Consider the following 24799-nt stretch of genomic DNA (forward strand, 5'->3'; position numbering starts at 1 on the left):
GCGGCGATGAGGGAGATGCGGGAGATTTGGATCGAGAAGTATCGGCCGAAGGCGCTCAAGGAGGTTGTCGGCCAAAAGGAGATCGTGGAGCGCCTGCAGTCGTACGCCCGGGCCAAGAACCTGCCGCATCTGATGCTGGCCGGACCGGCTGGGACCGGCAAAACAACTTGTGCCCTCGCAATGACCAGAGAGCTCTTCGGTGAGAACTGGCGCTCCAACTTCGTGGAACTGAACGCTTCCGACGAAAGAGGGATCGACGTGGTTCGCGGCTAGATCAAGGAGTTCGCCCGGACCTCGCCCATCGGAGGTGCGGATTTCAAGATCATCTTTCTAGATGAGGCGGACGCCCTGACCCATGATGCGCAAGCCGCCCTTCGAAGAACCATGGAGCGCTACAGCAAGACCTGCCGCTTCATCCTCTCCTGCAACTACTCCTCGAAGATCATCGAACCTATACAATCCAGATGCGCGGTGTTTCGTTTCCGGCCGCTGAAGGAGGAGGACATGAAGAAGCATCTCCTGCTCATCGCCAAGAACGAGAAGCTAGACATGGCGGACGATGCGGCCGATGCCCTGGTTCACGTAGCCGGGGGCGACATGCGCCGGCTGGTTAACTCTCTCCAGGTGGCCGCCGCCCTAGGTGGCAGGATCACAGTGGACGTGGTCTACCAGACCACCGGCATGGCCAAGCCCGAAGAGGTCAAGAAGCTGCTGGAGACCGCCCTCTCTGGTGCCTTCATGGAAGCGCGAAACCAGCTGGACGAGCTCATGATCTCCTACGGCCTATCGGGCGAGGATATCATCAAGCAGATCCACAAGTCCATCTTCGAGCTCAACCTGCCAGACCTGGAGAAGGTCAAGCTCATCGACCGGGCAGGGGAGATCGAGTTCCGCATCGTGGAGGGAAGCAACGAGCGAATCCAGTTGGAGACGCTCCTTGCCTACCTGGTGCTGGCGGGTTCAACAGCCAGCAGACGATCCTAGGTCGGCGCGAAATCGATGTGGTCGGAGGCATTGGACGAGCCGATGGTCTCTGGGGTGGGGTCGTGTTGGTAGCCAACGTTTTTATATTCCCTCCTTATTTCCAAGCCGAGAGGGATACGATGGCAAGGTTCAAAGAGGCCGATGCGAGGCTCCTCAACAAGATGATCTGCATGAACTGCTACGCGAGGAACGCCCCCAAAGCCACCCGCTGCCGCAAGTGCGGCTACACCAATCTTCGCGCCAAGGCGAAAGAGAGCAGAAAGACGTAAGCTAGGGCTTCTGCGACCAAGCCAGCCTGCGTGTTTGTTCAGCCGACGATTCCCTCCAGCCTCAATCGTTTGGCTTCTGCGATTACCGGGGATAGCTTTTTAGCACCGCTATCAGATTCACGGGCAATTCCGATTAGCGAGCGGAGGCCTAGCCATCAAGACCGTGCTGATAGTCGATGATAACCCAGATGTGCTCGACATCGTCTCCGAGCTCGTGTCTTCGCACAGCTATCGGGCCATCACCGCTTCCGGGGGCCGCGAGGCCATCGAGAAGGCCAAGAGCGAGAGCCCCGATCTCATCCTTCTGGATATCAACATGCCTGACATTGACGGCTGGAGCGTCCTTCGCACTCTGAAGCAAGAGGGCCTGACCAACAAGATCAAGGTCATGATGCTCACCGCCTACACCGACATCGGCACTGACATCTTTGGATTGCAGGACGTGGTGGCGGGATATGTTCGCAAGCCCTTCAAGAACTCAGAACTGGAACAGAAGATGAAGGAGATATTGGAGGCCACCGAAGGCCTCACCCTCGAGCCCACGCCGGTGGAGAAGAAGGAGGGGTTATTCAGCAGGCTCTTCAAGGCCAAGTCGGACACGCCCGCGGGCATGGAGAAGGCCAAGAAGACTGCCATTAGATACGAGCTGAGAAAAGGCTTCGGCTACGTGGTCAAGGAGCTCAAGCCGGAGAAATCGTTCGAGATGTTCGCGGACCAGGTGACGCACAATATCCAGGGGCTTTGCATCACCCGCGAACACCCCCAGACCATACGAAAGAGCTGGGGGTTGGAGAAGACACCGATTATCTGGCTGAGCAACCAACTGGGAAAGGTTTATGTGAATCCGACCAACATCGGCATCCTCAGCGACACCATCATTCGTTTCATCGAGAAGAGCGGCGACAGCGTGGTCATGATCGACGGCATCGAGTTCCTCATCGTCAACAACGACTTTGAGAAGGTGCTGCGTATGGTGCATCACGTGGCCGAGGCGACGATGGAGTACAAGTCCAGACTGATAATCTCCGTCGACCCGCGCACCCTGGACGTGAGAGAGATGGCGCTCCTGGAGCGCAACATGGAGGTCATCGAGGCCATGCCTCCATCAACGGCGAAACCTATTAGGTAGGTAATCCTTTTTCCGGCCGTGGTATTGTAGTTGAGGGGTTGAGCTCATGGCAGACTCGAAGATAGTTCGGATCAAAGCGCGAGAGGTATTGGACAGCCGGGGCAGCCCGACCGTGGAGGCGGAGGTCATCACTTCGTCATTCGTCGCCCGAGCCATCGCCCCGTCCGGTGCCTCGACCGGCTCTCACGAAGTGCTCGAGCTTCGTGACGGCGGAGAGCGCTTCGGTGGAAAGGGCGTGCTGCGGGCGGTGGAGAACGTCAACCGGGTCATCTCCCCCAAGCTCAAGGGCATGGATTGCACCGAGCAGAAAGAGATCGATATTGCGCTCATCAAACTGGACGGCACCTCGAACAAGTCGAAGCTCGGAGGCAACGCCACCACGGCCGTCTCCCTCGCCGTTGCGCACGCTGGGGCAAAGGCCAAAGGGGTGGAGCTGCACGAGCATCTGAGTCATGGGAGCAGGATTTTGCCGGTCCCGATGATGAACATCATCAACGGTGGAAAACACGCTGGAACGGGCCTGGGTATCCAAGAGTTCATGGTGGTGCCGGCTGGCGCCTCGAAGTTCTCCGAGGCGCTGCGTATGGGCGCCGAGGTCTACCAAAACCTGCGTTCCATATTGAAGGAGGCCTATGGTCCCTCGGCCATCAACGTTGGCGATGAGGGTGGCTTCGCGCCTCCTTTCGACAATACGCGACAGGCAATGGACACGATAATGAAGGCCATCCAGAAAGCGGGCTACGAACCGGGCAAAGATGTCTTTCTAGCCCTGGATTGCGCCGCCAGCGAGTTCTGCAATCAGGGCGTCTACTGCCTGGACAACAGGCGCATGGGCCCGCAGGAACTGCTGGACCTCTACTCTGTGCTCAAGCGCGATTACCCGCTCGTCAGCATCGAGGACCCAGTGCATGAGGAGGCATTCGACCTCATGGCGCTCATGACCCTGAGGATGGGCAAGAGGATCCAGCTGGTGGGGGATGATATCTTCGTCACCAATGTGGAGAGGATCAAGAGGGCCATCCAGACGAAGGCGGGCAACGCCACTCTGATCAAGGTGAACCAGATCGGGACGGTGACGGAGGCAATGGAGGCCGCCGAGCTCTCCTTCAAGGCGAACTACGGAGTGGTGGTCAGCCACCGCTCCGGTGAGACGGAGGACACTTCCATCGCCGACATCGCGGTAGCGCTAGGTTGCGGGCAGATCAAGACCGGTGCTCCAGCGCGAGCAGAAAGGACGTCCAAGTACAACCGTCTGTTGCGATTGGAGGAGGAGCTGGGGGAGAAGGCCAAGTTCCCAGGAGCGGCCATTTACCAAAGAAAGTCGGACTAGAGGGGCCAGCTCTTTCCTGAGCCCATGGCAAGGCATTTTAATCTGGCCCTCGATACGCAGGAACAACTATGATGAAGGGGACGATTGTTTGAAACGGTTCTTCTCCGCCACGGACGATGACATCTGGAAGGGCAGGACCACCGACGTCTATTTCACCCATACCATGGAGGTCCTCCGGGCCAGAGGAAAGACCAAAGAGCAGGCGCTGGCGGAGTTCACCGTCAGCGGACTGCCGAGGGGCTGGCCCTGGGGCGTGTTCTGCGGAGTGGAGGAAACAGTACGGCTGCTCGAAGGGAAGAACCTAGACCTGTGGGGATTGCCAGAGGGAACGGTCTTTCGGCCGCGGGGAGAGAGCGGCGTACGCATCCCGGTCATGACCATCAGTGGTGCCTACTCCGACTACTGCGTCTACGAAACGCCTGCCCTGGGCTTCCTCTGCCATTCTTCAGGGGTCGCGACCATGTCGGCGAGGGTACGCAAGGCCGCGGGGGACAAGCAGGTGATCGCCTTCGGCATCAGGCGCATGCATCCCTCCATATCTCCCATGCTCGACCGCTCCTCGTTCATCGGCGGATGCGATGCCGTCTCCTCGCTCAAAGGGGCGGAGACGATAGGCAAGAAGCCTTCGGGTACCATGCCCCACTCGCTCGTCATCATGTTCGGGGACCAGGAGGAGGCGTTCAAGGCTTTCGATGAGGCAGTGGACCGATCGGTGCCAAGGGTTGTCCTCGTGGACACCTATTCCGACGAGAAGGCGGAGGCCATCATGGCCTGCGAGAGCATCAAAGAACTGGAAGGGGTGAGATTGGACACCCCAGCCTCCAGAAAGGGTTCGATGCCTGAACTGATCCGCGAAGTGAAATGGGAGCTGTCCATCCGTGGCTTTGACCACGTCAAGATTTTCGTATCCGGGGGTCTGGACGACAAGACGATCCCGGAACTCGTGGCAGCGGGAGCAGATGGTTTCGGGGTGGGTACGAGCATCTCCAACGCCCCGACCATCGATTTCGCCTTGGACATAGTGGAGAAGGGAGGCAAGCCGGTGGCAAAGCGGGGCAAGTACGGCGGACGCAAGTATCCGTTCCGCTGCCCGAGGTGCCTGTCCTTTGAGGTTTCGCTCTCACTCAAACGACCGCCGAAATGCCGTTGCGGTGGGAAGATGGAGCTGGCTGAGGTGCAGCTGATCCGCAAGGGCAAGCGCCTCTATCCAGAGCGCAGTGCCATCGAGATCAGGGAGAGCGTGTTGGAACAGCTCGCCCGAGCGGAGATGTGAGGCGAAGGAATGGCCGGGATCGAAGAGCAGGAGTTCTGGACCAGCATCGTATTGCTCGATGGCTACCAGTTCCAGGTTTCCTTCCCGGACGAGGCAATGCCTAGGCTGCTCATGGATGAACCCGAACCGGTGGGGAAGGGCGAGCATCCGAACGCCGGACTTCTGCTGGCAGCGGCGGTGGGCAACTGCATGGCAGCGTCGCTTACTTACTGTCTGAGGAAGGCAAGGGCCGAGGTCAAAGGAATGAGGGCGGAAGTGCTCACCAAGCTGGAGAGGAATCAGCGCGGACGCCTGCGGATCACCGCCATGAAGGTGGTCCTTCACCCCGAGCTAGAGGATGAGGGCATGCTTGTGCGATGCAAGGACATCTTCGAGGATTTCTGCATCGTCAGCCAGAGCGTCCAGCAGGGGATACCTGTGGAAGTGGAGTTCGCAACGCCAGGTCGAAATGGTCCATGAGCTTGATCCTCCAGTCCCCGTCCTGTCGGGTCCAGATTCTCAACCATATATCCATAGGATAGGCCAGGTCTCGTTGGTATTCCTCCAACGAAGGGCAGATGCTCAGATCCATGCTCTTCTCCGCGTTGGCTTTCAGGCGCCGCCTCAACTTCCCCGGTGCGCGGCTCATCTCCCAGAGACGCCAATGCTTGTCTCCTTTCCTGCCGATCGATTCATACAGGTTAAGGGTCGCGTCGGAATCGTATATCAGCAGTACGTCGATGTCCGTTGGTCGTTGCTCGTCTCGAAGGAAGCTGCCAAAGAGGTAGACCTCCTTGATGACCATCGGCAGTCCTCCCTCGTCCACAACGGTCATGACCCGCTCCAGTTTGCGATAGAGCACGACCCTTCTCGGCCCGAGGAACAAGAGGTCCGCGGAAGCAGACATCTCATAATAATCTAGGCCGACCGATTAAATAGAGTTTGCGCTAGATGGAGCGTCCTAGCGATATCAGACCACTTCGCCGATTACAGGAAAACGGTTCAGAACGTCCTCTTCGTGCGGCGCATCCGCTATGTCCTTGCTTAGATCATAGCCAGCAGTGTGCATGCCCTGGTGCTCTCCGCTCTCCCACAAGGAGCTGTTGGTCAGGTCGTACACCTTCCCTTTGTGTGCGATGTAGATGGGCATCCCGTTCTGACCATTGTACTTGGTAAGCTCATCCTTGGTGAACGCGTTCATGCCCCGAGATTGGAACTCTGGGAATAATAAATCATCCCCACATTTGCTCAACCATTTGATCGCACCCTGCTGGATGAATCCGCTCGCTCTCGAACCCCATGATGAGCTTGAAGAACGGACGGGTCCGTCCATGCCCCTCAATGCATGATTCTGCGGTGCGAGTCCGACCCTCGTCGGACGCTATCTGTCAGACAGTCTGGATGCCATGAAATCGACAGCGATATGTTTAAGTGCGCAGTGCCTGTTATTGTTTTTCGCTCGGAGAATTGCGTAAGCGAATCCACATTGAACCGACCCTGAGCGGCGGTCGTTGATTGGAAACTGGCTTTGCATTTTTTCCGGTTTGGGGGAGAGGTATGGAAGCTAACAGACAACTAGCGAACGCTTCAGCTTTCTGCAATGAGCCTAGGCTCACTAGCAGTGCCATCAGTCAGACCTCTCATGACGGTCTTGTCACCTCGATTTCGGGTCAAACAAGCCTCAATGGTTACGCCTGGGTGGGAGCGATGTTTGGGGAAACGCCGAGGAGGAAGGTTCTCTGTTCTTGTGGTGTGATCGCGGATTTCGATTCCGTCATGGTCTCGACCAAGAAGGGGCTGGGCAAAATGGTGGAGTGTCGCACCTGCCGCAACCGTCGCGTCGCCCGCGAGATGGACGAGCTCACCATTGAGTTCATGGGTGAAGGCTCCTGTGAAGGTGGCTCTGAGCATCTTTGAGGCTCATCTGCCAGCGTCAGTGGGTTGATGCCATTGGTCCGAGAACGTTTGTCTTTTCTGTTCATTCGCGGACCTATATTTAAATAGGGTAGCTATAATCCGTTTGCAGACGCGATACAAAGGTGCGCAAATGGACATCCTCCTTGTCTCCGGATTCCTAGGCTCGGGAAAGACGACCATGATCCTTTCCACCATCGACGAGATCATCAAGCGGAAGCACAAGAAAGTCGTGGTCATCGTCAACGACTTCGGTCAGATCGGTATCGATGGAAAGGTCATGGAGAAATACGGCCTGAAGGTCAGGGAGATGCCCAGCGGTTGCATTTGCTGCACCCTAGGCTCTGACCTTTTGTTCACTCTCCAGGACGTCGCCAATGCCTTCCATCCTGACCTGGTGGTCATAGAGCCAACTGGGGTGGCCGACCCAGAGGCCATTCACGATACGCTGAAGCTCTACAGGGGTCCGATAGGGACCACCCGCATCGTCATCATCGTGGACGCCGTTCGCTACCCGGTGATCATGAAGGCCCTTGCTCGTCCTCTGCAGAATCAACTGAAGGCGGCCAACGTCATCATCATCAACAAGGCCGATGGGGTCGGCGACGAAGCCATCAAGAGCATAGAGCGAAGCATCCGAGACCAGGGGCTGAGCACCAAAGTGATACCGGCCTCCGCCACTACTGGAATGAATCTAGACCAGGTCGTGGAAGCGATGGTGGGCTAGATGATATCCGAGGATTTCACCGCCTACGCAGGCAAAATCCACGCGAGCTTCGATCGGGCGCAGAAAGCGGACGACCTGAAGAGGATGGTCTCCACGACCATTTCCCAGATAGCGAAAGGCTGCGTGGAAGCTGGCACCAGGCTCATCGGGCACATCAAGTGCATCGCCGAGGTGGAGAGTGGGAAATACATCGCCTGCAGCGTCGTTTCGCATGATGCCGAAGCGGCGTGCCGCGGAGAACTGGCGGATGGTTCATACCGTCTGGACCTGGTCGTCAATGTGCTTATCTATGGTTTGGACAAGGAAAAGGTTGAGGGCATCGTCAACGCCACCGCGCGCAGGGTCTTCGAGGGATACGGAGCTAGGTTAGAGATCGAGAACCTAGAATTCAAGGACTCGTCGCACCAATGCGAGGACGAGCACGACCACGAACATGATCACTGATGTGCACGCCCTCAGACTTTCACGCCCTTCTTCTTCGACCTGGTCTGCTTCTTGTCAGTTCCTTTGATCTTCTTCTTGGTCTTGGCGACCTTGGTCTTCCCCTTGGCGGCTACTTTAGGCTTTTTCTCTTCTTGCTTGGCCTTGGTCGCCTTTTTCTCCCTTTTGGGGCACTCCATGTTGACGCAGAAGCGCCAAGGACGCCCACGGTGGGAGGTCATCATCATCGGCGCGCCGCAGGCTTCGCATTTCTCCCCAGTGAACTTGATCTGGCCAAACTGAGGCAAGGGGTAGGTGCGAGTGCATTTGGGATAGGCCGAGCATCCGAGGAACCGTTTGCCCGCCCGAGAGTATAGCAATCTTAGGTTCGAGCCGCATTGGGGGCAAACACCCATCGCAGTGGATTGCTTGTTGCTCTCGCAATCCATGTTCAAACATTGATTGATCGGAGGGGTGCCCCGGCGGATCACCTTCACGGTCGGCGTCTTGCAGACCTCGCACAACTGTCCCGTGGGCTCTACCTTCGCTCCCTTCGGCTTGGGGTAGGCCTGCTTGCAGTCTGGATAGTTGGAACAGGCGATGAACTCACCCTTGCGGGAGCGCTTGACCCTCAGTTCGCCGCCGCAGGCTGGGCAGACGCCGATGTAGCTCTGTTCCAACAATGCTCCTCTGATCTCGTCACCGATCTGCTGCCGATGCTTGTCCATGACATCGAGGACGTCCGAGAGCATGTCCTGGGATTCCTTCACCACCTCGGCAAGGAAGGCCTTTCCGGAAGCGATCTCTTCCATGTCTTGCTCCAGGTGGGCCGTCATCTTGCTATCCGTGATGGTCCTGGCATGTTTCTCTAGAGCATTGGCCACGGCGATGCCGCTCAATGTAGGCACCAGGTCGTTTCCGATGGCATACTTGCGGTCGTAGAGCTTCTGCACTATCTCGTGGCGCGTGGACTTGGTCCCTAGGCCGAGCTTCTCCATCTCTTGGATCAAGGTGCCCTGAGTGTAGCGCCTGGGAGGCTGCGTTTCCAACCTCGATCCATCCACTCCAAGAACCTCGACCTTGTCCCCCGTCTGCATGAGAGGCAGCTCGATCTCAGTCACGCGGGCGTAGGGGTAGAAGCTCCTCCAACCGGGACTGAGCACCTTGTACCCCTTGGCCTGGAAAGGTTGCTCGATGACCATGATGGTGGCAAGGCGGTGCTCCGCCCTGCAGCTCGGAGCGACCGTGGCCAAGAAGCGACGCACGATCAGCTCATACAGACGCCACTTCTCTCCCTTCAGGTCCTTCTTGGTGGCACCTTCCGTTGGGTATATTGGCGGGTGGTCGGTCGTCTCCACCTTGCCTTTCGATGGACGGATGCTCTCTTGGGCCAGGACCTCCTCTGCCTCCGCCTTGAAATCCGACTCTCTGAGCTTCTCCAGGACCGTCAGAAGGTTGAGCGACCTCGGATAGACAGTGTTGTCCGTCCTGGGATATGAGATGTAGCCGGCAATGTAGAGGTCCTCGGCTATCTTCATGGCCAAGCTGGCGGACATTCCCATCCGGACCGCCTCCGCCAACATGGTGGTGGTGTTGAAAGGGGCCGGAGGGTATTCGTCCCGCACCGTGCTCTCGAATTCCTTGACCTCGCCCTCCTTGGCCACGGAGCAATCACTGAGAACCCTGCTAGCCGCCTCTTCGCTCCAGAATGGGTTGGACTGGTGGCTGGCGGTGAACTCCGAGCCCTTTCTCATCTTGGAGGTCACGTTCCAGTAGGGCTTGGGCACGAAACTGACGATCTCGTTGTGCCGGTCCACGATGAGCGAAAGGGTGGGGCTCTGCACCCGCCCCACGGACAGGAAGTTGCTGCCCACCTGACCGGAGGTGATGGATATGAACCTGGTCAGGGCGGCGCCCCAAGCCAGGTCGATGATCTGCCGACATTCCGCCGCCTCGGCCAGCCTCTCATCCGGTTCGGTGAGGTTGGCGAAGGCCGCATCGATCTCCCCCCTGGTGAGGGCACTGAATCTGGAACGCTTAATCTTGGAGAGGTCGACATCCAAGAACTCGACCGTCTCCAATCCGATGAGTTCCCCCTCTCGGTCGAAGTCGGTGGCGATGATGACCTGATCGCACTCCTTTGAAAGGGTCTGGAGCGCGCTCACGATGTTGCGTGCCGTGACCCTTTTCTCTGGAGTGGCGTAGACAAGCTCCTTGGGCGGGATCCTCTCCCAGTTGTTCATTTCGTGAGGGTAGTCGAGCTCCAGGACGTGACCTCGGAGGCCGACCACGGAATATTGGTCGTCCCCCAAGGAGAAATCGAAGACCTGCACTCCGTTCAACCGAGTGGACCTCGTCGCACCTCGAGAAAGGATGTAAGCGATGCGCGCTGCCGCGTTACCCTTTTCGGAGATGACCAGCTTTCTCATTGCTCATCGTCCAAGAAGAACGAACTATAAATAATTAGGCTCTGGGTCGGTCTGGCTCCCCGTTCCATCGGTCAAAGCCAGGATGCTAGTGCTCCTGCCCTTCCGCTTCTTCGAGAACCCCTTCTGCCATGATCACGGGATTCCCATGTAGCACCCCTTTGACGGCGCCTAGCTCGTCCGCGAGGGCCTGCAAGTGCCCCACAGTTCCCTTGACCACCAGCACCTCCAGGCAGCGGTCCAGGTCCAGGTGCACATGGATGGAAGAGGAGATGACCTGATGGTGCTGATGCTGGATGTCCATCAATCTCTCGCGCACCCCTCCCCTGTGATGCTCGTAGACCAAGGTAATCGTCCCCACTCCAGGACATTCTGGGTCCTTGATCTTCTCCTTTGTCAGGGCTTCTCGGATGAGGTCCCGAATGGCCTCGGATCGCGCCTCATAACCCATATTCTCGATAAGGGCGTCGAAGCTCTTCAGGAGTTCCGGTTCCAGAGAGACTCCGATGCGGGTGACGTTGTCCATCTGAAACTATCTGAAGCGTTACGCGGAGAAAAACATTCTCATCCGGTCTCTTGCCAAGCTCCCACCCGCTGGAGGAACGTCCCTCGGTCGAAAAGGCAGCGCAGCCCGAACCCGGCCCGCCGGATAGTACTATAGGTAGGTATGCCCTCGCCATCCAATCGTCTCATGAACGGTAGGGGAAAGCTGCCACCCACGCAGCAGACGGTCATGGGTTTCTTCCCTTGTCTGGCCCACTTGACGATGATATCCGCCAGAGCGAAGGTCATCCCCGGAGGCTCGAACTGCAGGAACAGAAGAATGCCGTCCACGCCTACATCCTCGTTCACGATCTCCAGGACGTGGTCGAACATCAGGTCCGTCACAGCCCCGGTCAGGTCGACGGGGTTTTCCACGGAAGCGAAGTAGGGGCTGATGCGCCGAATGCGTTCCCTGGTCTCCTCGCTCAGCTCCGCCATGTGCATGCCGAAACCGATGCTCTCCGAAGCGACGTAGTCGGTGGCGATCACCCCGAAGCCTCCCGCGCTCCCCACGACGGCCACCCGGTCTCCGCCCATGGGCTTCAGATACGCCAAGGCCTTGGATGCATCCAGCATCTCCACCTCGTCCTTCGCTCTGATCACTCCGCACTGCCTGAGCACCCCACCGATCAAAGCGTCCGAGCCGGATGCCAATGCCCCGGTGTGCGAGAGCGCGGCCCTCGCGCCCCGCGGCGTGGTGCCCACCTTCGCTGCCACGATAGGTTTCTTGATGGCGACAGAGCGGGCCAGCTTTATGAACTCCCTTCCATCTTCGAAGGACTCGAGATACAAGGCGATGCATTTCGTCCCTTCATCATTGCCAAGATGACGAAGGAGGTCGTTCTCCATCAGGTCAGCTTTATTGCCCAAGCCTACGCAGGCCCGGATGCTGACCCCTTCCAGCTCCGCCCTCTCGTACACGCCGATGAGCACCGAACCGCTCTGGGACACCAGGGAGATGACACCCGGTCTGGGACGAGGGCTCCGTTCCTTAGGAATGAAGAAAGTGTCCACGCTTCCGGGCACCAACACCCCCACCGTGTTAGGACCAAGGATGCGGGTGGTCGTTCCTCTCACCTCCTCGCTCATCTGCCGTTGAATTTCCTTGCCGCTCTCCCCGATCTCCGAAAACCCTCCGGCAACGGGGATGATGAAATCGACGCCCACCGAGATGCATTCCCTGATGGCGGTGATCACGTACTTGGCTGAGATTGCCAGCACAACGATGTTCACGTGCTCCGGAACGTCCCTGATGTTGGGGAAGCATCTCAGCCCGAGTACCTCCCTCTCACCTGGATTCACCGGGAATACCTTCACCCCGCTTTCCATCAGGTTCTTGGTGATGATGTTGCCTACCTTGCCTGCCGCGTCCGAAGCACCCACGACCGCGACGGTCTGGGGGTGGAGAAGGGCGTTGAGGTCCATGGACGTCGCATCGATTGTCCTGGCGGACTTATAACACTTCAGGGACACGTGGTTGCTCGGCGCACGCTCTCCTCCTGAGGACATGGTTATGTACGCTCCGAAGCATACTTCGCACATGGGTCGGGCGGACGAACTGCTGACGGCGCTGCGCGAGGCGACCGCGGAGCTCTGCGTGGACCGACAGATGGGCGTGCTTTTCTCCGGAGGCATCGACAGCACGCTCGTGGCCGCGCTGGCCGCCGAAAGGGTCCCGGTCCGGTTGTACACTATCGGACTCCCGGGCGCACACGACCTCCAGGTGGCGGAAGAGACCGCCTCCAGGCTGGGACTGGAATGGCGATCGTTGGTGCTCCAGGACCGAGAGGTGATCGATTCTCTTTTACCCCTCTCCCGCATCATCGGAAAGATAAGTCCCTTGCCTTTGTCCTTCGAAATGCCCCTTTACCTGGTGTGCCAAAGAGGAGAGGACAAAGCGTACCTCAGCGGCCAAGGAGCCGATGAGCTGTTCGGCGGCTATATGCGATACCTGTCCTTGCCCGAAGATATGCTCAGGATCAGCATGCGGAGGGACCTAGAGGAATTGCTGGGCAATGGAGCATCGATGGAGAGATCGATAGCGCAGCGCTTCGGCCGTTCAATCGGTCATCCGTATCTCAGCCGGAAGGTGGTGGCGATAGCGAGCAACCTTCCTCTCACGGACTGCGTGCGCCAAGGTGCACGCAAGGCCATATTGCGGGACGTGGCGGCGCTGTTGGGCTTGGATTTCCTCGTGGATAGGGAGAAGAAAGCTGCGCAGTACGGGAGCGGAGTGATGAAGGTCATGAAGGCCGAGGCCCGACGACGGGGTGTATTGCTCGGAGACCTCGTGGCGGACATCAGCGCGCGTGGAGAAAGAGTTAAGGGTGAAGGCATTCTTCCCTAGACTGGATGGACTACCAGGACGCGCTCGGGTGGCTCTTTGGGCTGGAGACAATGGGCATCAAGCTCGGACTGCAGAATATCACCGAGCTCCTGCATCGAATGGGAGATCCGCAGGAGCAGTTCCGCAGCGTGCACGTCGCCGGCTCCAATGGCAAGGGTTCGGTCAGCGCCATGACCGAGTCGATTCTTCGTCATCAAGGCTTTCGAGCAGGTCTGTACACCTCACCACACCTGGTCGATTTCAGGGAACGCATCCAGATCAATGGTATGGTCATTCCGGAGACGACGCTCTGCCGCCTGGTGGAGGAGGCACGGGGGCACGTGGAGGACATGAGCCTGGTCTCCAAGGAAAGCCACCCCACTTTCTTCGAGGTGACCACCGCGCTAGCTTTCTCGCACTTCGCGGAGAATGGAGTGGAGGTGGCGGCAGTGGAGGTGGGCATGGGAGGAAGGCTGGATGCGACCAACGTCATATCTCCGGATTGCACGATCATCACTCGCATAAGCCTGGAGCACACTAAGTATCTGGGCACTAGTCTAGCCCAGATCGCTGGGGAGAAAGCGGGCATCATCAAGACTGCAGTCCCGGTCATAACTGCGGAATCATCGGAATCAGAGGCTTTTCCGGTCATCGTGGAGGTGGCCAAAGAGAAAGGATGTCCGGTACGCGTCGTCGGGCGGGACATCCAATGGCGATTGATCGACTCCTCTCTGCAAGGCACGCTCATAAGGATCGATGATCTAGGCGAGGTCAGACTGCCATTGCTTGGATCGTTCCAGGGCGTTAACGCTGCCATGGCCTACGGCGCGGCAAGGGAGTTGAACCGGCGAGGGTTGGAGATCGAGGATGATGCTATAGTGAGGGGTCTATCGAACGTCCGCTGGCCGGGGAGATTGGAGATCGTGGGCACAATGCCATACGTCATTTTCGACGTCTCACACACACCGGAGGGCGCAAGGGTGGTTGCCGAGGACATCGACAGACTATTCGGCCAGAAGGTGGTGTTGGTCCTGGGCGTGCTGGATGATAAGGACCTAGAAGGCATCGCCAGACATTTCGGTCGGATTTCAAAGTCCGCCATCGCCACCGCCCCTGCGACCCGGAGGGCATATCCGGCGGAGAGAGTGGCGGAATCCCTGCGTGGTCATGTTCCCAAGGTCGTCGTGGAGCGGTCAGTGGTGGAGGCATTGAGGAAAGGGTTGGCCAAGGCCTCTGTGGATGATGTATTGCTAGTGACTGGATCGTTGTATACCGTCGGTGAGGCCAAGGCCTGGTGGGATTTGCGTGAAGCCCGTTAGGGAGATCATGGAGGGAGTGAGAGAGGTATGCCCCGATGGCGTGTTCCCAGGTAGGGACGGCGATCAGGTCGCCGACTGGGAGGTGGACCCATTTCACGTGCTCATCTCCACCGTGCTTTCTCAGAGGACGAAGGACCAGAACACCTTCCACGCCTCCGCTCGGCTGTTCGCAGAATATGATACGTCAGCGACTCTGGCCGCGGCTCCCCTCCGGCATCTGCAGGACCTCATTCGCCCCGCTGGCTTTCCCCAGGTCAAGGCCAGGGCGATCAAGGAGATCGCTCGCATCATTGTGGAGGAGAAAGGAGGCGAGGTCCCTAGCGACCTGGAAGAGCTGGTATCCTTGCCCATGGTGGGGCGCAAGACCGCGAACTGCGTGCGCTCCTACGCCTTTCACATCCCCGCCATATGCGTGGACACCCATGTGCACAGGATCAGCAACCGCATCGGACTCGTGAGAACCAAGGACCCAGAGAGCACGGAAATGGAGCTCATGAATGTCGTTCCCAAGGAGCTATGGATAGACGTCAATTCGCTCCTGGTGCGCTTCGGACAGAAGATATGCCTGCCACGAAATCCTAGATGCGGCCTCTGTCCCCTGACGAGCTGGTGCGACTACTACGCTCAACTGCAGAAGGGAAGACCCATGATAAGGTCAGGGCGCAAGAGGCCCAGGAAATGATCAGGTGCGCATGGACTCGTCAATCTTCTTGCGCATCTCCCGTTCCATCTGCAGCTCCGCCTCCCACTGCTCCAGCGTATCAAAGGTCTCCTTGAGCTGCTTCAGGCAATCAAGGCAGAAGTAGCGTCCGCCGATGTTCTTCATCGGCTTTCTCTTATAGCCCACCATGCCACAAATCCAGCAGGAGTGCATCTCCTTGGTCATGTGCTCGACGTAGGCCTCCATCTTTCGGCCCTCGACGATGGACTCGAGGGTAGCGGCCTTCTTCGTCCGGCGCTCCCCTGCTGGCATGAGCGATTCAATCCTCCTCACGATTTAAGTAGATTGCCGTTCTCGTGATTGCTGGCTCGCGGAACCCGGTCACTGAAGAGGCGATGCAAGCCGGCAAGCGCATAAATATCCGGTCCCGAATCAGCAAGCATGCACGAGGTCTCGGTCATGGCCAGCATCATCGAGAGGGTGCTCGCCGAACTCTCCAAGCACCAGGTGGAGAAAGTGGAGGAAGTGGACCTCGTCATCGGCGAGCTCACTTTCCTGGGCGAGGAGCAGCTTCGCTTCGCCTTCGAAGTGCTCACCCGGGACAACATTCTCGCGGGGTCGCAGCTCAACATCTCTCACGAGAAAGTGGAGGTGAGCTGCACGGCCTGCGGCTATCAAGGTGGCGTGCAATACGTTGATGAGCTCGCAGACCACATGGTCATCCCCAACCTGGTGTGCCCGAAGTGCGAAGCTCAGATAGAGGTCACCAAGGGCAGGAGCTGCGGCGTGACCTCGGTGAAGGTGGTGGAGAAGTAGATGTTCCGTTTCCGTGACCAGGACACAGCCAAGAAGGTCGTCGATTCCATCGCTGATTTTGGCATCAAGGCCCGCTTCATGCACGTCTGCGGCACTCATCAAGACACTCTGGTCCGCTTCGGTTTGCAGGAGATGCTGGAGCAAGCGGGGGTGAAGATAGGACAGGGCCCGGGATGTCCGGTCTGCGTCACCACGACCAAAGAGATCGTGGAAGGCATCACCCTGGCCAAGAGCGGCATCACGGTGGCGGTGTTCGGTGACATGATGACCGTGCCCACGCCCATCGGCTCGTTGGCGGATGCCAAGGCCGAAGGCGCGGATGTGCGCGTGGTATACTCGGTCGAAGATGCGATCAAGCTGACGACCACGGCCAAGAACGTGGTCTTCATGGCCATTGGGTTTGAGACCACCAGCCCGACCACTGCCTCGATCATGTTGACCAAGTTGCCCTCTAACTTCTCCGTGCTCAGCTGCCATCGCATCTTGCCCCCGGCCTTGGACGCTCTCTTCAAGCTGGGCGAGGTGCGCATCGAAGGCCTCATCCAGCCGGGGCACGTGGCCACGATCATCGGCACGCATCCGTTCGAACGCTTTTCCCAGGAGCGCAAGATACCTCAGGTGGTGGCCGGTTTCGAGCCGCTGGATCTATTGATGGCCGTGTTCATGCTGGTCAAGCAGATCGCCGAAGGTCGGCACGAGGTGGAGAACGAGTACACCCGCGTGGTGAGGCCGGAAGGCAATCCCAAGGCCATGGCGATGCTGGAGCGCGTGTTCGAACCGGTGGACAGGGCCTGGAGGGGCTTCCCCGAGATCCCCGGAAGCGCTCTGGAACCTCGATCCGAATTCAGCGATCACAACGCCCGGGTCCTCCATTCCGAATCCATCCGCAACGCCCCGGAGGTAAAGGAGGAGATGGGAAGTTGTCGCTGCGGGGAGGTATTGCGAGGCATCATCGAATCGAACGAATGCCCGGTCTTCGGCCGCGGTTGCTCCCCACGGAGACCGATGGGTCCTTGCATGGTCAGCCGTGAGGGCAGCTGCAACATCGCCTTCCGCTATGGCCGAAAGACATAGGTTCGTCGAGTCATAGTCCTCGGCCCGCTCACCTTCCTCGGGTTAGGATGAGAACCGAGGTCGTCCCTCCCCAAAGCATTATTGAAATGACTGCCACGGGCTCCGCCATCGGGACTGTCATCGTCCCCACCAGCACGATGATCGAGACCACCGGTGCAGCAATGGTCAAAAACAGACCGACCTTCCCTATGACCTTCGACCGTCGCACTGGCCAGATGAGGGCCAGAAGGGCGATCATGAACAGGGAGAAGAAAGCCCAGCTGAATAAGGTGTGGACGCTTCCCGCCGTGACGGGGAAGAGGCCTATGCCGATGAGCGCAGCCGACGCTACCAACATCAGAGCGCAACCGATGCGCGACATCCAGTCTTTCCTCAGGGCGGTATAGAGCGCCGGAGTGAAGGCGACCATCATCGTCCCTGCCAGGACGATTCCGATGTTGAACAGGCACTTCCCCGGCCGGTCCCCGCCGAGATCGCTCAGGGTCTCCACGCCGAAGATCCAGTGGCCGTCCGCGACCACAGCGGAGGTCCAGAGGATTGCGAAGCCCACCGCTCCAAGCAGGCCGGCTAGCGCGCTTGGCAGGATCCACCACGGTTTGGACTCAGGCATATGGTCCACATCCGCATCGCAGGAATATCAATCTCGGCCTTGCTATCTAGAACAAAGGCGAAGTATTCATCTCCCCTACCACATACAGGTTCGAGCGCGACGCCCTGCGCCGCACTAGAGGGGAGATAGCATGGAGACCGGTTCGAAACCCGGATCTGCGAGTGCGGTTCAGAATGATGCAACCAGCGCAACCGCACCCGGTCCAGCGCCCGAGACCAAGGGGCAGAAAAAACCCAGTGGGGTGTGCGTCGCCCTGGTCCATGGTGGGAAACCGATCAAGCTGCAGGGGGACAGCCCCGCGGAATTCATTCCCACGATACAGGCCTCAGCTCTCGCCTGGATCAATTTTCCACTCCGAGACCTGGAGAAAGAGGGAACGGAAATCGCGGCCAAGTTGGGATTCAGCGACAACTTCGTCACCACCCTCCTGAAAGGAAGCTACTCAAATTACGAGGACAGGGAAGCAGAGCTAGGCATACTCGTCCCCGCGGTTCGCATCACCGGGCTGGAGGTGCAAAGGTTCAGCCTCATCGTGCTCATCCGCAAGAACCTCATCCTCACCATGCACAATGAGGAAGTGACGCGGTTCGTACAGTTCTCCCGCTACGCGGACGTGTTCCTGCGGAAGCTGCCCGAAAGCATGCCCGGGGAGGATAAGCTCACCAACATGCTCGTCCGCATACTGGATGAGAACAACAATCGCAATTTCGAGCAGCTGCGAGAGATAGAAGAGCAATCGGACTGGCTAAGCAAACAACTGGCAGATCCCAAGTCGCTCAGGGAACCCCTAGGCCGGAAGATCTATGAGATGAAGCACACCCTCATCGCTTACTTGAGCAACCTCTGGGCCACAGTGGACGTGCTCAACTCCCTACGGTTCGGAGATGCGGACGTGATCACCGACAACACCAAGGTGCTTTCCAAGATCACCTTGCTCATCGATGACGTCAACCGCCAGATCTCTCTTTCTGAGCATACCTCGGAAGTGCTCGCCTCTGGTCTGGAGGTGCTGCAATCCCTCTACAACAATCAGCTGCAGACGTTGAACAACCGCATGACCTTGGCGGTGACATGGCTCACCATCCTAGGCACAGCGGTGCTAGTGCCGAACACATTGGCGACTTTCGTTAGCTCCCTCGCCGGCATGGATGAGAAGATGCAGCTGTGGTACTCGCTCGTGTTGGTACTCGCCACGGTGAACTCCACCTTACTGGCCTGGTGGTGGGTGAAGAACCGCATCATACTCCCTCGTTCTGGAGCGGATACTGCCGTCCTGGCGAAGGAAGCAGACATCCGGGTCAGAAAGAAGTGAGCGCCAGGCGACCAATCCATCTGGAATGCGCCATATTCGGTAAATTCATCCAGGCTCAGTTGGAATAGCTTTTGCGTTCTGGGTCGTATGGCCCTGATGGAGGAATCGATTTGGCATCGCAGAGATTGCTGGAACGGCTGAACAAAGCCATCGCTTGGGAGATGCAGGTCAGTGTGCAGTGTATGTGGCAGCATGTGCGTCCTACGCTTCGATGGGCGAACTGGATCAATGCTCACCCCCTTTCGGTTCGAATTATCCACTAGGGCAAATCATATAGCCAAGCTCCATTATCGGTGGTTATTCAGCGTGGATCAATATGCCTCAGAGTTTCGAATCCTTGAAGATAGATGAGCGCATCATGCGCGCCATCCGGAAAGCGGGTTGGCAAGAACCCACCCCAGTGCAAGAGGTGACCATACCACTCTTGTTGCAGGGAAAGGACGTCATGGCGCAGGCGCAGACCGGTACGGGCAAGACCGCGGCTTTCGGCATCCCCATTCTCCAGTGTCTGAGAAAGGGAAAGAAGCCCAAGGCGCTAGTCCTGGCGCCCACGCGAGAACTAGCGGTCCAGGTCTCTGAGGAGCTGGGTCGGCTGGGCGAGTTCATGGGTTACCGCATTTTGGCCGTTTACGGCGGCACTTCCATCGAGAACCAGTTCGCAGAGCTGCAGAAAGGAGTGGAAGTGATCGTTGGCACGCCAGGTCGTGTGATCGACCATATGAAGCGAGGAACATTGGACCTGCGCGACCTCAACTTCCTCGTCCTGGATGAGGCCGACCGTATGTTGGACATGGGGTTCATCGACGATATCCGCTGGATCCTATCCAAGTTGCCGAAGAACCGCATGACCATGCTCTTCTCCGCCACCATACCGAGCGATGTGAGGGAGTTGGCCGCGCACTATATGCGCAATCCGGAGACGCTGATCATCAGCGAGGATGAGCTCGTTCTCCCTTCCACCGAGCAGGTGTATTTCAACGTCGGGCGGCGGAACAAGATATGGGCGCTGTGCCGGGTCCTGGACCGAGAGAAACCCAAGGCCATAATCTTCTGCTCCACCAAGCGCATGGTGGACATTCTCACTCGCGCCCTCGTCTCCTACGGTTATCCGGCGGTGGCGCTCCATGGGGATCTCACGCAGGCGAGGAGGGAGAAGGTGCTCCAGGACTTCCGCGAGAGCAAGGTTAACTTCCTGGTGGCAACGGACGTGGCCGCCCGGGGACTGGACATCGAGGGAGTCACCCACGTGATCAACTACGACGTGCCGGAGAATCCCGAGGTCTACGTGCACCGCATCGGAAGAACGGGAAGGGCGGGTAAGGAAGGCAAAGCGATCACCTTCGTTACCGCGGAGGAGCAGCACCTGCTCAGCAGCATCACCGACTTCTCGGGCGCGGGGGTGAAGAAAGAAGATGTTCCCGAAGTCGCCGGCAGGGAGACGGTGAGGAAGGTCTGGGACTTCGACGAGATGGCCGACATCTTCGGCATGGTCAAGTTCCGCATCAACTTCGGCCGCAAAGACAAAGCGACCAGCGCTGACCTCTCCGATCTCATCACCCGACTGGCCAGGATAAGCGACATGGCCGTGGGACACATCGATCTGGGCGAGTCCGAAAGCATAGTGGAAGTTCACCGGGATGTGGCCCTGAGGACCATGAGCGCCATGCGTGGGGCTCAGTCCAAGGGGAAGAAGATCACCTTCGAGCCGTTGCAGAAGAGGTAGGCTCTCTAGCGGTAGAGCGTGTATTTGTCAAGGAGCTGGCAGAGATAATCCGAGACATCCTTTCCGTATCCTCCCCGGGTTTCCACCTCGCGCACGTAATCCTTGGCCTCATTGATAGAGACCCGGGAGGCTTTGGCGATCATATTGGCGATGACCGAGGACGCCAATGCCTCGTCCACCTTCGATTCGGCCAGGACCTCGCGGACATCGTACTTGAAAACACCTTCCCGCCTAAGATTCAACATCGCGGTCCTGGTCCGCGTGGTTGGTTTCCTTTCGGTCTCAAATCTTCGTCCAGTGCGTCGACGGTACCTACTCAAGAGGATCGAATACTCCCGGGGTATTCACCCCGAATGATATATTTAAACATTTTGGGTGAAATCATCTCTCCAGGCGCATTCCTGGGTCTGAAAGCATCCTTTCTGCAATTGGACTATGAATGATTGGGTCATCTTGTATCATTCACGCGCTCGGAATGGGCGCTCACTCGGCCGTCACATCCACCAATGGCTCGATGCGCTCGATGGCCCGCTCCATGAAGCCTCGGTCGGTGATCCTCAGGGAGATGGCGCCCTTTGGACATATCTCCACGCACCGGGCGCATCCACGGCAGGTTGCCTGGTCGATGACCGCCTTCTTGTCCACGATCTTCATCGCGCCCAAGTAGCAGGGATGCTTCTCCACGCAGGTGCCGCAACCCACGCACTTTGAGGCATCCACTATCACCTCCACTCCGGGCATCTTGGTCACGGTGCCAGCGATGCTCGAGTTCACGTTCGGAAGCATTTTCCATAAGCAGCAACAGGGACAGCAGGAGCATATGGATAGAAGGTTCTCCTTCTTCGTGCCTAGCCAGACGGAGTCGATCTTATCCCGGCCGATAAGGTGCACCAGGCCCGCCTCGCGGCACTTGCGCAAGTGCTCAAGCGCCTCTTCCATGGATACCAGCCGTCCCATCTTAAGATCGATCTTGGTCACATCCTTTCCCAGGAAGATACAACCAAGGTTCGCGGGATAGTGCTCGCAGTGGTTGGAGCTGCGGCACATGCAGCAGTTCATGAGGAAGCGGTATCTCGATTTGCGGATGAAATGCTCGATGACCTGCGAGGGCACCATGATGTTGGATGGCTCAGCTTGGACGTTCAGGTCGATGGTCCTGCGCTTCGCCTGCGTAGCTATCGCCACCTCGTCCTTGGGCAGGATGATTATGTCATCGCCACCGAAGAAGGCGATCTCCATGGTCTTGCCGATCAAGGGGACCTTCGTCATCTTGGCCAGGAAGAAGCGTTTCTTGAAACCGCTGCGAATGAGCCTGGTGTAGAGAGGGGTCATTCGGCCCATGCTCCAGAAGATGCCCATGCGGCGGTTAATGCCTTTCTATGAAGGTTGCTTGTTGCTCAGGTCCGGCTGCTAGCATCCAGATGTTCCATACCTATTCCCTCGAGGGCCTCTACCGCGCGAGAAAGGTCCTCCCTGGGGATGAGGATATGGTCGGTCTCGAACGAGGAGATGACGAACACCGGCACATCCACCTGGGCAAGAGCATCCGTGACCAGTGCCAGGAAGCCTATCAGATCTTGGGGCAGCTTGACCTCGAACGTTAGCAGACGGTAGCGCCCCTTCCTCTTCTTGCCGATGACAGTGTAGCGACCTCGATGGTGGACGATCGCGAACGCATCTTGTATATCGAGAGTCTCAACATCCAAGGCCAGATCGTAGTCATCCGCGCTCACACTGAAGCCCACCCGGTTCGTTCGAAGGAATTCCTGAGCCCGCACGATACGAGAACGCTCCAAGCGATGATTAGCCTTCTTATCGCTCGCTCGCGGGACTCTGAGTTGCCAGTTTGTGAGGAGAATACTAATACACTGAAGAATTACTCCAATGGCCTGGGGCAGAGAATGAACGTCGGGCTCTTCGTCATGATATATGTGATCTGCGCGGCACTGTCCTTCCTGATCCGGCTAGCCTTCATGATGAGGATCGAAGAAAGGGGGGCCAGGAGGGGTTCTAGACTGGACCAGTTCCTGGTCGCTATGGTCGTTACGAGCATGGTGTTGCCATTGATCTTCATTCTGACCCCGATCTTGAACATCGCCAATTACTCGCTGCCCGACCCCGTTGCTTGGATCGGCGTTCTACTGACCGCAGGGTCGCTCCTATTGTTGTGGAAATCCCATGCTGATCTGGGTACCAACTTCGCCCTTTCACCGAGCGTGAAGGGCAAGCAATCGCTTATCAAACGAGGCATCTACCGCCGCGTCCGGCATCCGATGTACGCTTCGCTTTGGCTTTGGGCCTTCTCCATGCCACTTCTGCTCCAGAATTACATTGTGGGGTTCATCTTCCTGATCTTCTTCAGTGCTTTCTACTTCGAGCGCGTGCCGCTGGAGGAGAAGATAATGAAGGAGAAGTTCGGGAAGGAATACCACGATTATATGTTGGAGACAGGGAGGGTCATTCCCAAGTTGAGGCTGTCTCGCCGGACGAATTAACACTCGAGTCTAGGATTACGAAGATGGGGGGAAGGATTGCCATTGTGCGGCATGGTCAATGCTCGGCAGTTGGCACTTCTGCCCTGTATTGACGTAGAGAGTGCGGAAGAAGTCCACCAAGCTCTGTTCCATCATGAACCTCCATTTGGCATTCTCTCTCACCCTCAGTGGAAATCATTGACTACCGAGATTGACATCTAGCCCAGGTGGGGTGAAAAGGGTGGACCTCGTTCTTGAACTGCTGATCGTTTACTTCATTGTAAACGTGATATCATTCATCCTTTTCGCGGCTGATAAAAGGAAGGCGAAGATGAATCGGAGAAGGATATCTGAGAGAAGGCTGCTGTCGATGGCAGCTATAGGTCCCTTCGGAGCCTACGCTGCGATGAAGGCCTTCAGGCACAAGACGAGGAAAACCAAGTTCATTCTAGTGCCATTGATGATGGTAGTGCATATCGCGATAGTCTCTTTTCTGATCTACAAGTTCATGATCTGAGAATGCACACCCCCCAAAAGCCGATGGCGTCTGGGATGAGAGACAAGCGACGCTAGAGATCGAGTTCCTCGTGGCGGCCGCAGAACCGACTTGGAAAGGAGGGACTCTGAAACCCTGTGCTCTTGTCAAATCGACCGACTCCTACAGGACCTTGTTCCTGACAGATGTCAACATTCCGTGGCTCCCCAGTCCCTGAAAAACTCATTTCACTTTTCCTTCTATCTTTCAATCAGGGAAAGCGATCCCGGCTTGCTCAATATTCGAGTGCACGATGGTGCGGGCGTCGGGATTTGAACCGATGCCGAGCCAGACACTCGTTTTCCGAATTCGATTGAGTCGGATTGCACAAACCCTTTTCTTTACTTACTACCTACTAATAGCAGCTACCATCAAGAAATAGATTAGATTGGCTATGATTAAAGCCAAGAAAAGTTTTATTCTGCTTCTAAGAAAAATTGAATCCGGATAGCTTTCTCGATATCTAGGTACAATAATCTTGAATATTACTACTGGACCTAATATTAACAGACACACCATTCCCACTCCCGTCATGGTACTATTTCTGGGAATCCATCCTATGCCCCAAAAATACGTAAGACCGTATGAAAAAACGAGTTCCGACACATAAAACCAAGCTATTATTTTAGCAATTGGCTGGTATTGCGTAGATGTGAATTTGCCTATCAACCAAATCATAAGTGTTAAAAGCAGAGGGACAACCACAGCCCTTGCTGCTTGCATTGATGAAGGAACATCAGAAGGATAAACAAGCCAGAATATATCTGGAAACTGGCTCATTATCCCAACGACTATGCCAATTATTATTACTAACGGCCTTGTTGCAAAAGTCAACTGACGGATTCTGAAGCATAATTATCGTTTGTTATCTATATTGTTACCAAAATTAATATGTGTGGGCCAACCTATTGCCAGCTGTCAAAGAAGGTAATAGATTGGTTGCCACGATACTCGA

General features: G+C 57.2%; 27 protein-coding genes and 1 pseudogene. 18 read left to right on the plus strand and 10 right to left on the minus strand.

The window, feature by feature from the left end:
• Positions 1-15: 15 nt before the first annotated feature.
• From NT137_02920 to NT137_02945, 6 genes and pseudogenes are all read left to right on the plus strand, one after another.
• A pseudogene (locus NT137_02920) lies at positions 16-984 on the plus strand (replication factor C small subunit).
• A gap of 119 nt (positions 985-1103) precedes the next feature.
• Positions 1104-1253 carry a 50S ribosomal protein L40e gene (locus tag NT137_02925; protein ID MCX6652290.1) on the plus strand — a complete coding sequence of 50 codons (150 nt, stop codon included), beginning with the start codon at positions 1104-1106 and terminating at the stop codon, positions 1251-1253.
• A gap of 163 nt (positions 1254-1416) precedes the next feature.
• On the plus strand, positions 1417-2382 hold the full coding sequence (locus NT137_02930; GenBank protein ID MCX6652291.1) for a DUF835 domain-containing protein: 966 nt from the start codon (positions 1417-1419) through the stop codon (positions 2380-2382).
• Between the two features lie 46 nt (positions 2383-2428).
• The gene (gene eno / locus NT137_02935) at positions 2429-3712 is read left to right on the plus strand and encodes a phosphopyruvate hydratase (protein MCX6652292.1); all 1284 of its coding nucleotides are present in this window, start codon (positions 2429-2431) and stop codon (positions 3710-3712) included.
• An 88-nt stretch (positions 3713-3800) separates the two neighbouring features.
• The gene (locus tag NT137_02940) at positions 3801-4985 is read left to right on the plus strand and encodes a nicotinate phosphoribosyltransferase (protein ID MCX6652293.1); all 1185 of its coding nucleotides are present in this window, start codon (positions 3801-3803) and stop codon (positions 4983-4985) included.
• 9 nt (positions 4986-4994) lie between these two features.
• Positions 4995-5444, plus strand: a complete 450-nt coding sequence (locus NT137_02945) for an OsmC family protein (GenBank protein MCX6652294.1) — start codon at positions 4995-4997, stop codon at positions 5442-5444.
• On the opposite strand, the gene NT137_02950 is transcribed toward NT137_02945, so the two are convergent.
• The gene (locus NT137_02950) at positions 5374-5871 is read right to left on the minus strand and encodes a nucleotidyltransferase domain-containing protein (GenBank protein ID MCX6652295.1); all 498 of its coding nucleotides are present in this window, start codon (positions 5869-5871) and stop codon (positions 5374-5376) included. The genes NT137_02945 and NT137_02950 overlap by 71 nt on opposite strands.
• Before the next feature lie 63 nt (positions 5872-5934).
• Positions 5935-6165, minus strand: a complete 231-nt coding sequence (locus NT137_02955; GenBank protein ID MCX6652296.1) for a hypothetical protein — start codon at positions 6163-6165, stop codon at positions 5935-5937.
• A gap of 506 nt (positions 6166-6671) precedes the next feature.
• Here NT137_02955 and NT137_02960 point away from each other — a divergent pair.
• The 3 genes from NT137_02960 (at position 6672) to NT137_02970 (ending at position 8049) form a co-directional block, all read left to right on the plus strand.
• Complete coding sequence (locus NT137_02960) at positions 6672-6881, plus strand: hypothetical protein (GenBank protein ID MCX6652297.1); 210 nt, start codon at positions 6672-6674, stop codon at positions 6879-6881.
• Between the two features lie 130 nt (positions 6882-7011).
• Complete coding sequence (locus NT137_02965) at positions 7012-7605, plus strand: hypothetical protein (protein ID MCX6652298.1); 594 nt, start codon at positions 7012-7014, stop codon at positions 7603-7605.
• Entirely contained in the window at positions 7606-8049 is a 444-nt protein-coding gene (locus NT137_02970; protein MCX6652299.1) for a hypothetical protein, read from the plus strand. It begins immediately after the preceding gene.
• A gap of 11 nt (positions 8050-8060) precedes the next feature.
• On the opposite strand, the gene NT137_02975 is transcribed toward NT137_02970, so the two are convergent.
• The 3 genes from NT137_02975 to NT137_02985 all read right to left on the minus strand — a co-directional run bounded on the left by NT137_02975 (position 8061) and on the right by NT137_02985 (position 12419).
• Entirely contained in the window at positions 8061-10454 is a 2394-nt protein-coding gene (locus NT137_02975; GenBank protein ID MCX6652300.1) for a DNA topoisomerase I, read from the minus strand.
• Between the two features lie 85 nt (positions 10455-10539).
• A complete protein-coding gene (gene nikR, locus NT137_02980) occupies positions 10540-10977 on the minus strand; it encodes a nickel-responsive transcriptional regulator NikR (GenBank protein ID MCX6652301.1) in 438 nt (145 codons plus the stop codon).
• A gap of 38 nt (positions 10978-11015) precedes the next feature.
• Positions 11016-12419 carry a CoA-binding protein gene (locus NT137_02985; GenBank protein ID MCX6652302.1) on the minus strand — a complete coding sequence of 468 codons (1404 nt, stop codon included), beginning with the start codon at positions 12417-12419 and terminating at the stop codon, positions 11016-11018.
• Between the two features lie 88 nt (positions 12420-12507).
• Here NT137_02985 and NT137_02990 point away from each other — a divergent pair, with 88 nt between their 5' ends.
• From NT137_02990 to NT137_03000, 3 genes are read left to right on the plus strand one after another with little or no spacing between them, the layout of a single operon-like run.
• The gene (locus NT137_02990; protein ID MCX6652303.1) at positions 12508-13341 is read left to right on the plus strand and encodes an asparagine synthase-related protein; all 834 of its coding nucleotides are present in this window, start codon (positions 12508-12510) and stop codon (positions 13339-13341) included.
• A 5-nt stretch (positions 13342-13346) separates the two neighbouring features.
• Positions 13347-14639, plus strand: coding sequence for a bifunctional folylpolyglutamate synthase/dihydrofolate synthase (locus NT137_02995; GenBank protein ID MCX6652304.1), 1293 nt, complete (start codon positions 13347-13349; stop codon positions 14637-14639).
• Positions 14626-15321 (plus strand): endonuclease III, encoded by a 696-nt coding sequence (locus NT137_03000; protein MCX6652305.1) that lies wholly within the window; start codon positions 14626-14628, stop codon positions 15319-15321. The genes NT137_02995 and NT137_03000 overlap by 14 nt, the downstream gene beginning before the upstream one ends.
• On the opposite strand, the gene NT137_03005 is transcribed toward NT137_03000, so the two are convergent.
• A complete protein-coding gene (locus NT137_03005; protein MCX6652306.1) occupies positions 15322-15612 on the minus strand; it encodes a hypothetical protein in 291 nt (96 codons plus the stop codon).
• 129 nt (positions 15613-15741) lie between these two features.
• On the opposite strand from NT137_03005, the gene hypA reads away from it, so the two are divergent.
• Together hypA and hypD are read left to right on the plus strand one after the other, a co-directional pair.
• The gene (hypA, locus tag NT137_03010) at positions 15742-16116 is read left to right on the plus strand and encodes a hydrogenase maturation nickel metallochaperone HypA (GenBank protein ID MCX6652307.1); all 375 of its coding nucleotides are present in this window, start codon (positions 15742-15744) and stop codon (positions 16114-16116) included.
• Positions 16117-17190 carry a hydrogenase formation protein HypD gene (gene hypD, locus NT137_03015; GenBank protein ID MCX6652308.1) on the plus strand — a complete coding sequence of 358 codons (1074 nt, stop codon included), beginning with the start codon at positions 16117-16119 and terminating at the stop codon, positions 17188-17190.
• Positions 17191-17218: 28 nt separating this feature from the next.
• Here hypD and NT137_03020 read toward each other — a convergent pair whose 3' ends face one another.
• Positions 17219-17800, minus strand: coding sequence for a DUF998 domain-containing protein (locus NT137_03020; protein MCX6652309.1), 582 nt, complete (start codon positions 17798-17800; stop codon positions 17219-17221).
• Positions 17801-17930: 130 nt separating this feature from the next.
• Between NT137_03020 and NT137_03025 the strand changes: the two genes are divergently transcribed.
• Together NT137_03025 and NT137_03030 are read left to right on the plus strand one after the other, a co-directional pair.
• Positions 17931-19112, plus strand: coding sequence for a hypothetical protein (locus tag NT137_03025; GenBank protein ID MCX6652310.1), 1182 nt, complete (start codon positions 17931-17933; stop codon positions 19110-19112).
• A 337-nt stretch (positions 19113-19449) separates the two neighbouring features.
• Entirely contained in the window at positions 19450-20835 is a 1386-nt protein-coding gene (locus tag NT137_03030) for a DEAD/DEAH box helicase (GenBank protein MCX6652311.1), read from the plus strand.
• 5 nt (positions 20836-20840) lie between these two features.
• Here NT137_03030 and NT137_03035 read toward each other — a convergent pair whose 3' ends face one another.
• From NT137_03035 to NT137_03045, 3 genes are all read right to left on the minus strand, one after another.
• On the minus strand, positions 20841-21080 hold the full coding sequence (locus tag NT137_03035; protein ID MCX6652312.1) for a hypothetical protein: 240 nt from the start codon (positions 21078-21080) through the stop codon (positions 20841-20843).
• Positions 21081-21318: 238 nt separating this feature from the next.
• A complete protein-coding gene (locus NT137_03040; protein MCX6652313.1) occupies positions 21319-22167 on the minus strand; it encodes a 4Fe-4S binding protein in 849 nt (282 codons plus the stop codon).
• Positions 22168-22232: 65 nt separating this feature from the next.
• The gene (locus tag NT137_03045; protein MCX6652314.1) at positions 22233-22613 is read right to left on the minus strand and encodes an ACT domain-containing protein; all 381 of its coding nucleotides are present in this window, start codon (positions 22611-22613) and stop codon (positions 22233-22235) included.
• A gap of 123 nt (positions 22614-22736) precedes the next feature.
• Between NT137_03045 and NT137_03050 the strand changes: the two genes are divergently transcribed.
• Positions 22737-23330 carry a protein-S-isoprenylcysteine O-methyltransferase gene (locus NT137_03050; protein MCX6652315.1) on the plus strand — a complete coding sequence of 198 codons (594 nt, stop codon included), beginning with the start codon at positions 22737-22739 and terminating at the stop codon, positions 23328-23330.
• Positions 23331-23550: 220 nt separating this feature from the next.
• Positions 23551-23826, plus strand: a complete 276-nt coding sequence (locus NT137_03055) for a DUF1294 domain-containing protein (protein MCX6652316.1) — start codon at positions 23551-23553, stop codon at positions 23824-23826.
• Positions 23827-24799: the final 973 nt, after the last annotated feature.

It is taken from the genome of Methanomassiliicoccales archaeon (assembly GCA_026394375.1).
GTDB lineage: Archaea > Thermoplasmatota > Thermoplasmata > Methanomassiliicoccales > UBA472 > JAJRAL01.